The 9,221-nt window shown below is 72.7% G+C and carries 9 protein-coding genes; 3 read left to right on the top strand and 6 right to left on the bottom strand.

The window, feature by feature from the left end:
- Positions 1-11: 11 nt before the first annotated feature.
- Entirely contained in the window at positions 12-692 is a 681-nt protein-coding gene (locus ACFUJR_RS01200) for a TetR family transcriptional regulator (RefSeq protein WP_383167472.1), read from the bottom strand.
- A gap of 218 nt (positions 693-910) precedes the next feature.
- Between ACFUJR_RS01200 and ACFUJR_RS01205 the strand changes: the two genes are divergently transcribed.
- From ACFUJR_RS01205 to ACFUJR_RS01215, 3 genes are all read left to right on the top strand, one after another.
- Entirely contained in the window at positions 911-2,266 is a 1,356-nt protein-coding gene (locus ACFUJR_RS01205) for a glycosyltransferase family 4 protein (RefSeq protein WP_383167476.1), read from the top strand.
- A 112-nt stretch (positions 2,267-2,378) separates the two neighbouring features.
- A complete protein-coding gene (locus tag ACFUJR_RS01210) occupies positions 2,379-3,113 on the top strand; it encodes a class I SAM-dependent methyltransferase (protein WP_383167479.1) in 735 nt (244 codons plus the stop codon).
- The gene (locus tag ACFUJR_RS01215) at positions 3,110-4,189 is read left to right on the top strand and encodes a prenyltransferase (RefSeq protein ID WP_383167482.1); all 1,080 of its coding nucleotides are present in this window, start codon (positions 3,110-3,112) and stop codon (positions 4,187-4,189) included. Before ACFUJR_RS01210 ends, ACFUJR_RS01215 begins: the two co-directional genes overlap by 4 nt.
- Before the next feature lie 168 nt (positions 4,190-4,357).
- On the opposite strand, the gene ACFUJR_RS01220 is transcribed toward ACFUJR_RS01215, so the two are convergent.
- The 5 genes from ACFUJR_RS01220 to ACFUJR_RS01240 form a co-directional block, all read right to left on the bottom strand.
- Positions 4,358-4,645: a hypothetical protein gene (locus tag ACFUJR_RS01220; protein ID WP_383167485.1), complete on the bottom strand. Its 288-nt coding sequence runs from the start codon at positions 4,643-4,645 to the stop codon at positions 4,358-4,360.
- 223 nt (positions 4,646-4,868) lie between these two features.
- Positions 4,869-5,879 carry an LLM class F420-dependent oxidoreductase gene (locus tag ACFUJR_RS01225; protein ID WP_383167487.1) on the bottom strand — a complete coding sequence of 337 codons (1,011 nt, stop codon included), beginning with the start codon at positions 5,877-5,879 and terminating at the stop codon, positions 4,869-4,871.
- Positions 5,880-5,994: 115 nt separating this feature from the next.
- Positions 5,995-6,840, bottom strand: a complete 846-nt coding sequence (locus ACFUJR_RS01230) for a DUF5336 domain-containing protein (RefSeq protein ID WP_383167490.1) — start codon at positions 6,838-6,840, stop codon at positions 5,995-5,997.
- 92 nt (positions 6,841-6,932) lie between these two features.
- Positions 6,933-7,814, bottom strand: coding sequence for an N-acetylmuramoyl-L-alanine amidase (locus ACFUJR_RS01235; protein ID WP_383167493.1), 882 nt, complete (start codon positions 7,812-7,814; stop codon positions 6,933-6,935).
- Between the two features lie 515 nt (positions 7,815-8,329).
- Positions 8,330-8,953 carry a class I SAM-dependent methyltransferase gene (locus ACFUJR_RS01240; protein WP_383167495.1) on the bottom strand — a complete coding sequence of 208 codons (624 nt, stop codon included), beginning with the start codon at positions 8,951-8,953 and terminating at the stop codon, positions 8,330-8,332.
- Positions 8,954-9,221: the final 268 nt, after the last annotated feature.

Raw genomic sequence — 9,221 nt, forward strand, 5'->3', positions numbered from 1 at the left:
TCGAGGTCCCGTCAGACCGCCCTGCGGCCCTCGCCGGCCGCGGGCGCGGCCTGGCCGCCCGGTCCGCCCCGCGCGGACTCGCCGACGGGTCCGCCCGGCGCGGTCAGGTCGATCAGCCGGCAGACCGTCTCGATGTCGATCTTCACCTGGGCGATCGAGGCCCGCCCCGACAGCCAGGTGATCAGCGCCGAGTGCCAGGTGTGCTCGATCACCCGTACCGCCGACAGCTGCTGCGGCGTCGGGTGTTCGAGCCCCATCGAGTCCAGGATGATCGCCGTCGTCAGCCGGGAGACCGTGTCCACCTCGGGGCTCACGCTCCGGTCCGCGAACGTCAGCGCCCGCACCATCGCGTCCGCGAGCTGTGGCTCGCGCTGGAGCGCACGGAACGCCCTCATCAGGGTCTCCGCGACCCGCTCGGCCGAGGTGTCGCCCGCCGGCGGCCGCTTCCGCAGTGTCGTGTGCATGTGCTGGAGCTGGTCCTGCATCGTCGCGACCAGCAGATGGATCTTGGAGGGGAAGTAGCGGTACAGCGTGCCCAGGGCCACCCCGGCCGCGTCGGCGACCTCACGCATCTGTACGGCGTCGAAGCCGCCCCGCCCGGCGAGCTGCGCGCTGGCGTGCAGGATGCGGCGGCGTCGCGCCTCCTGGCGCTCTGTCAGGGGCGGCGAGGCCGGTCTTTCTTCCGCGGTCATGAAGTCCCGTTCCGTGCGGTGGGGGAGCGACAGTACGGCCGGAGTATGGCGGGGCTTCCGCCGTGGCGCGAATCACCTGATCCGGCTCTTACGACGGGGCTACCTGCCGGTAGATTCTGTGCTCCTTGAACGATCAAGAACGATCAAGTCTGAAACTTGTTCTAGATTAGCGCGAGCGGTTACGCTCCCGCGAAACGCAAGCTCGAAGGGGGCCGCGAGTGACCGCTGAGGCCGTAGAGGCAGGCCCCCGCCAGGGCGTCACGGAGGGTGATCACCCTCACGCTCTCGGCTCCGTTCGAGGAGGGGAGTCCCCCATGTTGCGGATCGCTCTCCTCACGTACAAGGGAAATCCCTTCTGTGGCGGTCAGGGTGTCTATGTCCGCCACCTCTCCCGCGAGCTCGCCCGCCTCGGTCACCACGTCGAGGTCATCGGCTCCCAGCCGTATCCGACGCTCGACGAGGGCGTCCCGCTCACCGAGATCGCCAGCCTCGACCTCTACCGCTCGCCCGACCCCTTCCGCACGCCGAAGCGGGACGAGTACCGCGACTGGATCGACGCGGTCGAGGTCGCCACCATGTGGACCGGCGGCTTCCCCGAGCCGCTCACCTTCTCCCTGCGGGCCCGGCGCATGCTCGCCGCCCGTCGCGGCGACTTCGACGTCGTCCACGACAACCAGACGCTCGGCTACGGACTCCTCGGCGGCACCCGGGCGCTCGGCGCCCCGCTCGTCACCACGATCCACCACCCCATCACCGTCGACCGGCAGCTGGAGCTCGACGCCGCCACCGACTGGAAGCGCCGCGCCTCCGTCCGCCGCTGGTACGCCTTCACCCGGATGCAGAAGCGCGTCGCCCGCCGGCTGCCGTCCGTCCTCACGGTCTCCGGCACCTCACGCCAGGAGATCGTCGAGCACCTCGGCGTACGCGACGACCGCATCCGGGTCGTCCACATCGGCGCCGACACCGACCTCTGGTCCCCGGATCCCTCGGTCGCCGAGGTCCCCGGCCGGATCGTCACCACCTCCAGCGCCGACGTCCCGCTCAAGGGCCTGATCCACCTCGTCGAGGCCCTCGCCAAGCTCCGTACCGAGAACCCGGCCGCCCACCTCGTCGTCGTCGGCAGGCGCGCCGAGGACGGACCCGTCGCGCAGGCCATCGAGCGGTACGGGCTCGAGGGCGCCGTCCGGTTCGTCAAGGGCATCTCCGACGCCGAGCTGGTCGACCTCGTGCGGTCGGCGCAGGTGGCCTGCGTGCCGTCGCTGTACGAGGGGTTCTCGCTGCCGGCCGCGGAGGCCATGGCGACGGGGACGGCGCTGGTCGCGACGACCGGTGGGGCGATTCCGGAGGTCGCCGGCCCCGACGGAGAGACCTGTCTGGCCGTGCCCCCGGGCGACGCGGGGGCGCTCGCCGCGGGGCTCGGGCGGGTGCTGGACGACGCGGAGCTGCGGAGCCGCCTCGGCGCGGCCGGGCGCGCGCGGGTGCTCGAGCGGTTCACGTGGGCGAGGGCCGCCCAGGGCACCGCCGAGCTGTATCGCGAGGCGATCGCCCGGCGAGGCGCCGGAGTCCGTCGGTGACGCCCCGCCTCCTCGCCCGGGTGCGGCCCGGTGGTCCGGTTGTGCCCACAGGTTCCGCCCCGACGGAACGACTGCCCGCAACCTCCCTCACCAGTGAAAGCAGGACGACCCCGTGCTGACCGTCGACTTCACCCGCTTCCCGCTCGCCCCCGGCGACCGCGTGCTCGACCTGGGCTGCGGTGCGGGCCGGCACGCCTTCGAGTGCTACCGGCGCGGCGCACAGGTCGTGGCCCTCGACCAGAACGGCGAGGAGATCCGCGAGGTCGCCAAGTGGTTCGCGGCGATGAAGGAGGCCGGCGAGGCCCCGGCCGGGGCGAGCGCCACCGCGATGGAGGGCGACGCGCTCAACCTGCCCTTCCCCGACGAGTCCTTCGACGTCGTGATCATCTCCGAGGTCATGGAGCACATCCCGGACGACAAGGGTGTCCTCGCCGAGATGGTCCGGGTGCTCAGGCCCGGCGGCCGGATCGCCGTGACCGTGCCGCGCTACGGCCCCGAGAAGGTCTGCTGGGCACTCTCCGACGCCTACCACGAGGTCGAGGGCGGCCACATCCGTATCTACAGGGCGGACGAGTTGCTCGCCAAGATCCGCCAGGCGGGCCTCAAGCCGTACGGCACCCACCACGCGCACGCGCTGCACTCCCCGTACTGGTGGCTCAAGTGCGCCTTCGGCGTGGACAACGACAAGGCCCTGCCGGTGCGGGCGTACCACAAGCTCCTGGTCTGGGACATCATGAAGAAGCCCGCACTGACCCGGGTCGCCGAGCAGCTGCTCAACCCGGTGGTCGGCAAGAGCTTCGTGGCGTACGCGACCAAGCCCCACCTGCCCGCGGAAGCCGCGAAGTGACCTCTCCCGAGCAGATCGCGGAGCACCTGCTCCTGCCCGGCGTCCTCACCGCCGAGCAGGCCGCCGAGACCGTCGCCGGAGTCCTCGCCGCACAGCGCGAGGACGGGGCGATCCCGTGGTTCCGCGGCCACCACCTGGACCCGTGGGACCACACCGAGGCCGCCATGGCCCTGGACACCGCCGGCGAGCACACGGCGGCGGCCCGCGCGTACGAGTGGCTGGCCCGGCACCAGAACGCGGACGGCTCCTGGTACGCGGCCTACCACGACGGCGACCCGGACGACGTCACCGACCGGGGCCGGGAGTCCAACTTCGTCGCGTACGTCGCCGTCGGCGTCTGGCACCACTACCTCGCGACCGGCGACGACGCCTTCCTCGACCGGATGTGGCCGGTCGTCTACGCCGCCGTCGAGTTCGTCCTCGCTCTCCAGCAGCCCGGCGGGCAGATCGGCTGGAAGCGGGAGGCGGACGGCACGGCCGTCGGCGACGCGCTGCTCACCGGAAGCTCCTCCGTCTACCAGGCGCTGCGCTGCGCGCTCGCCATCGCCGAGGCGCGCGAAGAGCCGCAGCCCGACTGGGAGCTGGCGGCGGGCGCGCTCGGCCACGCGATCCGCAGCCACCCCGAGCGCTTCCTCGACAAGTCCCGCTACTCGATGGACTGGTACTACCCGGTCCTCGGCGGAGCCGTCAGGGGCCCCGCGGCCACGGCCCGGATCGACGCCCACTGGGACGACTTCGTCGTCACCGGGCTCGGCGTGCGGTGCGTCCTGCCCAACCCGTGGGTGACCGGCGGCGAGAGCTGCGAACTCGCCCTCGCTCTGTGGGCGATGGGCGAGTCCGACCGCGCCCTGGAGATCCTCCAGGCCATCCAGCACCTGCGCGCCGAGGGCGGCATGTACTGGACGGGGTACGTCTTCGAGGGCGACAAGGCCGTCTGGCCCGAGGAGCTCACGACCTGGACGGCCGGCTCGCTGCTCCTGGCCGTGGCCGCGCTCGGCGGAGACGAGGCGACGGTGGCGGTCTTCGGCGGGGAGAGGCTGCCGGCGGGACTGGAGCCGGACTGCTGCGGGCCGTGACCGCGTGCCGGGCGTCAGCGGTCGGGACTGGAGCGGGACTGCTGCGGGGCCTGACCGCGGGGTGTCAGCGGTCGGGACTGGAGCCGGACTGCTGCGGGCCGTGACCGCGTGCCGGGCGTCAGCGGTCGGGACTGGAGCGGGACTGCTGCGGGGCCTGACCGCGGGGTGTCAGCGGCGGCGCAGGCTCCCCGCGACCGCGTGGCCGACGGCGAGGTACACGACGGCGGCGAGGCCGTAGCCCGTCACGACGCGCGCCCATGCCTCGTCGAAGGTGAACAGGTCGTAGGACCACGCTGCCAGCCAGCGGGCGGCGTCCTGGACGAAGCCGACCAGGGCGTTGGCCCGGTTGGCCTCCAGCAGGTACATGATGATCCAGAGGATGATCAGGCCGGCCATGATGTCGGCGACCACGGCGATGACTCTCGCCGTCTGCGTCGTGCCGCTGCGTGAAGTCATGGCGTTCGGTTTGCCGCGATCCGGTGGCCGAAACCCGTTCGGATCGCCCGGTGGCGCAGCCCGGGGGCAGGGCGCCAAGCCCCGCAGGGGCGAGGCGGGCGAGGCGGACGTCGGGGCGCTGGAGGACGTCGTCACCGACGTGAAGGACGCGGGCAGGAGCGCGCACGGTGGTGACCGGCAAGGTCCCCCGCACCTCGCGACGGGGCGGATGAGGCGGACGACCTTATCCGTTGAGCTCCGCGAGGAGCCGTAGCGTGGCCGGGTCCGGCGCCGTGACCAGCAGGTCGGTGACCGGGCCCTTGCGCCACCGGTCGAGCCGTTCGGCGATCCGCTCCCTCGGCCCGACGAGCGAGATCTCGTCGGCGAAGGCGTCGGGCACGGCGAGTACGGCCTCCTCGCGGCGGCCGGCGGCGAACAGCTCCTGGATGTGCCGGGCCTCGGACTCGTACCCCATGCGCCCCATCAGGTCGGCGTGGAAGTTCCGGGCGGCGTGCCCCATGCCGCCGATGTAGAAGCCGAGCATCGCCTTGACGGGCAGCAGCCCCTCGGCCGGGTCGTCGCAGAGCCGCGCCCGGACCATGGGGGCCACCCGGAAGCCCTCGGGCAGCCGGTCGGGGAGGGCGTAGACCTCGGCGTACCGCGAGGGCGACCAGTAGAGCGGCAGCCAGCCGTCGGCGATCCGCATGGTCTGCGCGATGTTCTTGGGGCCCTCCGCCCCGAGCAGCACCGGCAGATCGGCCCGCAGGGGGTGGGTGATCGGCTTGAGCGCCTTCCCGAGCCCGGTGCCGTCGTCCCCGGAGTACGGGTGGGAGTGGAACCGCCCGTCGAGCGCGACGGGCCCCTCGCGGCGCAGGACCTGCCGGACCACGTCGACGTACTCGCGGGTCGCCGTCAGCGGGGAGCGGGGGAAGGGCCGGCCGTACCAGCCCTCGACGACCTGCGGCCCGGACAGCCCGAGCCCGAGCATCATCCGCCCGCCGGAGAGATGGTCGAGCGTGAGGGCGTGCATGGCGGTGGCGGTCGGCGTCCGCGCGGCCATCTGCGCGACGGCGGTCCCGAGTCCGATACGGGACGTGTGCGCCGCGATCCAGGTCAGCGCGGTGAACGCGTCGGAGCCCCAGGCCTCGGCGGTCCACACCGAGTCGTACCCGAGCCGCTCCGCCTCGCGGGCGAGTTCCAGGTGGGCGGGGGAGGGGCCGCGCCCCCAGTAACCGAGAGCGAGTCCGAGACGCATGACGTCCAGCCTTCCTGACGGTCCGTCAGATCACTTCCCCGGGACTCTACGACAACGGCCCCTCGCCCGGAAGGGATTCCGGGCGAGGGGCCGTGAGGTCTGGGCGCGTGTGCGCTCAGCCGCGCTGGATGCCGGTGGTGTCCTGGAGGACACCGCGACGCCCGTCCTGGGTCTGGGCGATCAGACCCGGGCCGCGCTGCTCGACCGCCAGGTACCAGGTACCGGGGGCAAGTTCGGCGATCGGGGTGGGCGAGCCGTCCTCCGCGTACAGCGGACGCGCGACCGGGACCGCGAACCAGAACGGCGCGAAGTCGCCGGACTGGCCCTGCCCCTGTGCCGGGCCCGGCTGGGCGGCGGTGGGCTGAGGGGCGTGCTGGGCCTGCGCGTCGGGCTGCGGCTGGCCCGGGTAGGGCTGGGGCTGACCGCCGTAGGGCGGCTGCTGGGCGCCCGGGTAGCCGTAGCCGCCGGGGACGCCCTGCTGGCCGGGCTGGCCGGGCTGCATGCCGTACGGCTGCGGGGTCTGCGGCGTCGGCGCGCTCAGCAGCGGGCCCTTGAGGGCCGGGATCATCGGGGCGGCGATGGCCGTGCCGGCCAGGATCAGGGAGGCGATCAGGCCGAGGATGAGGCCGGCGCCGGCGTTGTTCGACTCGAAGATCCACATCAGCACGTTCCAGGCCGAGGCCACGGTGAACGCGACGCCGACCTGACCCAGCTCCAGACCCACGACCTTGCGGGGCTGCGGAAGCGCGCGCGAGACGACGACCAGGGCGGCACCCGCGATACCGAGGAGGAAGGCGCCCCAGCCGAGGGGCGAGATCTCCCAGGAGTTCGGCGTGTCGATGGAGTCGCAGATGGAGTCGCTGGCGTCACAGCCGCTGATGCCGAGGAACGAGGCGATGAACAGCACCACCGCTGCACCGATCAGAACGCCATCGCCTCGAGTGAGGGAGCGGATATTCACGTAAGAGTCCTTCGTCGGGTCGTCTCGTCGGGGTGGCGCGAAAGCACGGGGGCGGCCCCCATCGTACGGAGGGAATCTATCGCCCGTCGGTACTACCCCTTGAGGTAGGTCCCGATGCCGTCCGCGATCCCCTGCGCCGCTTTCTGACGCCATGCCGCGTTCGTGAGGAGTGCGGCGTCCTTCGGATCACGCATATTGCCGCATTCGACGAACACCTTGGGCACGGTCGAGAGATTGAGTCCCCCGAGATCGTCCCGGACGTCCAACCCCGTTCCGGCACTCAGGTAGTTGGCGGGCGCGGTGCCGGTCGCGCGGGCGAAGTGCCGGGCGATGTCCTCGCCGAGGTCGCGGGAGGGGCCGACGATCCTCGTGGTGTCGGCCGCGCCGGAGCTGACCTGGGCGGGCACGATCACATGGAATCCGCGGTTCCCGGTGCCGGATCCGTCGGCGTGCACGGAGACGGCGGCGTCGGCACGCGCGGAGTTGCCGATCCGGGCGCGCTCGTCGATGCAGGGACCGAAGGGGCGGTCGGCGTCGTGGGTGAGGACCACCTTCGCGCCCTGGGCCTTGAGGAGATCCCGCAGACGGTGTGAAACATCGAGGGTGAATGCGGCTTCGGTGTAATCGGTGGAGGTCGAGGTACCGGTGGTGTCACATTCCTTGCGATGCGTGCCGACATCGACCTTCTGGTTGATTTCCCGGGAATGCTGGAAATTTCCTGGATTGTGTCCGGGGTCGACGACGATCGTGCGCCCGGCGAGCGGGAGGGCCGAGGCGGGGGGCGGCGTGGTCGACGAGGCGCCCGGGGGAGCCGGGGTCGAGGCCGGTGACTGGGTCGTCTTGGCGTCCGGTGTCCCCGGGGCGGCGGCCTGCGAGCCGGCGCCGCAGCCCGTGAGGGCCGTGAGGACGGTCAGAGCCGCGCAGGCGACGAGGGCTCCGGTGCGGGCGCGGGTCTTTCGGTGGTCGTACGGCACCTTGCGACTCTAGTGGGAGCTTCCGGCGCGTGTTCGGGCGGCGCGACGGGACTGTGGAGAGCGTGTGGTGGAGAGCGTGTGGTGTGCAGAGACCACGCGCGGACCGCGTACGGACCACGCGCGGACCGCGGTGGGAAGTGTGGCGCCGACGCGGACGGGGTGCCGGCCGGGCGTCCTGGCCGGGGACGGAGTGCTCCTCCTGGCCGCGGCCGCCGACGGCGCCCGGCGCACCCCGCTGGTCCTGGGCGCCTGGGCCGCCCCGGACCGGGAGCGCGGTGGCTCGCGCTCCCGCCGGCCCTCGGGCTCGTCCTCCTCGCGGTGCGGTCTGTACGTGACCTCGGGCTTCGGCCTCTGGGCCCTGTCGTCGAAGTCTCGCCTGGCCCGCGACGCCCGGCACCGCACCTCGCCGCGTTGTCGGAGCGCCCGAGTACGTCCAGTGGTCGGGCGCCCCTCCGCCTTGCGATGCACGGCACCGGACGCCGCGGGCCCTGCCGGCACCACTTCGACGACAGGGCCTAGCGGCGGCGCAGGACGCGGAGGGAGTCCGTCACCGAGACCTCCTCGAAGTCGCCGGTCTCCAAGGCGCGGAGGTAGATGCGGTACGGGGCCTGGCCGCCGTCCTCCGGGTTCGGGAAGACGTCGTGGATGACGAGCAGGCCGCCGGCGGCGACCTTGGGCGCCCAGCCCTCGTAGTCGTTGGTGGCGTGCTCGTCCGTGTGCCCGCCGTCGATGAAGACGAGGGCCAGCTCGCCCGCCCAGACCTTCGCGACCTGCGGGGAGCGGCCGACGACGGCGATCACGTGCTCCTCCAGGCCCGCCTTGCGCAGCGTCCGGCGGAAGGTGGGCAGGGTGTCCATCAGGCCGACCTCGGGGTCCACCACCGTGGGGTCGTGGTACTCCCACCCGGGCTGCTGCTCCTCGCTGCCCCGGTGGTGGTCCACGGTCACCGCGACGGTCCCGGCCTCCCGGGCCACGTCGGCCAGCAGGATCGTGGAGCGCCCGCAGTACGTGCCGACCTCCAGGAGCGGCAGCCCGAGCTTGGCGGCCTCGGTCGCGGCGGCGTGCAGCGCGAGCCCCTCGTCGACGGGCATGAAGCCCTTGGCGGCCTCGAAGGCGGCGAGGATCTCGGGGGCGGGCATGGGTCCTCCTACTGGCGGGTACGCAGGTGCGAGCGCCCATCGTGCCCTACGCGTCGCACGGGAACCACACCGTCCTCCCTCCGCCCCTCCGACACCGCCGTCGGCCCCGCCACCCTCTCCACGGGCGCGAGCCCCGCCCGCCCATCGCCGACGGTTCGGACACCTTGGCGTGGAGCACCCCGGGGCACGGCTCGGCGGCTGAAGGGGCCACAAACTTGGCCAATCACCCGCGGCTGGGCTGGGTTCCCCGGGCGGGGCGACCCCGACA

This window comes from Streptomyces sp. NPDC057271 (assembly GCF_042668715.1).
Taxonomy (GTDB): Bacteria; Actinomycetota; Actinomycetes; order Streptomycetales; family Streptomycetaceae; genus Streptomyces.

Excerpts from the sequence above, each read along its gene's own strand:
- ACFUJR_RS01200 (WP_383167472.1), bottom strand. The coding sequence starts at position 692 with ATGACCGCGGAAGAAAGACCGGCCTCGCCGCCCCTGACAGAGCGCCAG.
- ACFUJR_RS01220 (WP_383167485.1), bottom strand. The coding sequence starts at position 4,645 with ATGACTTCACGCAGCGGCACGACGCAGACGGCGAGAGTCATCGCCGTG.
- ACFUJR_RS01225 (WP_383167487.1), bottom strand. The coding sequence starts at position 5,879 with ATGCGTCTCGGACTCGCTCTCGGTTACTGGGGGCGCGGCCCCTCCCCC.
- ACFUJR_RS01240 (WP_383167495.1), bottom strand. The coding sequence starts at position 8,953 with ATGCCCGCCCCCGAGATCCTCGCCGCCTTCGAGGCCGCCAAGGGCTTC.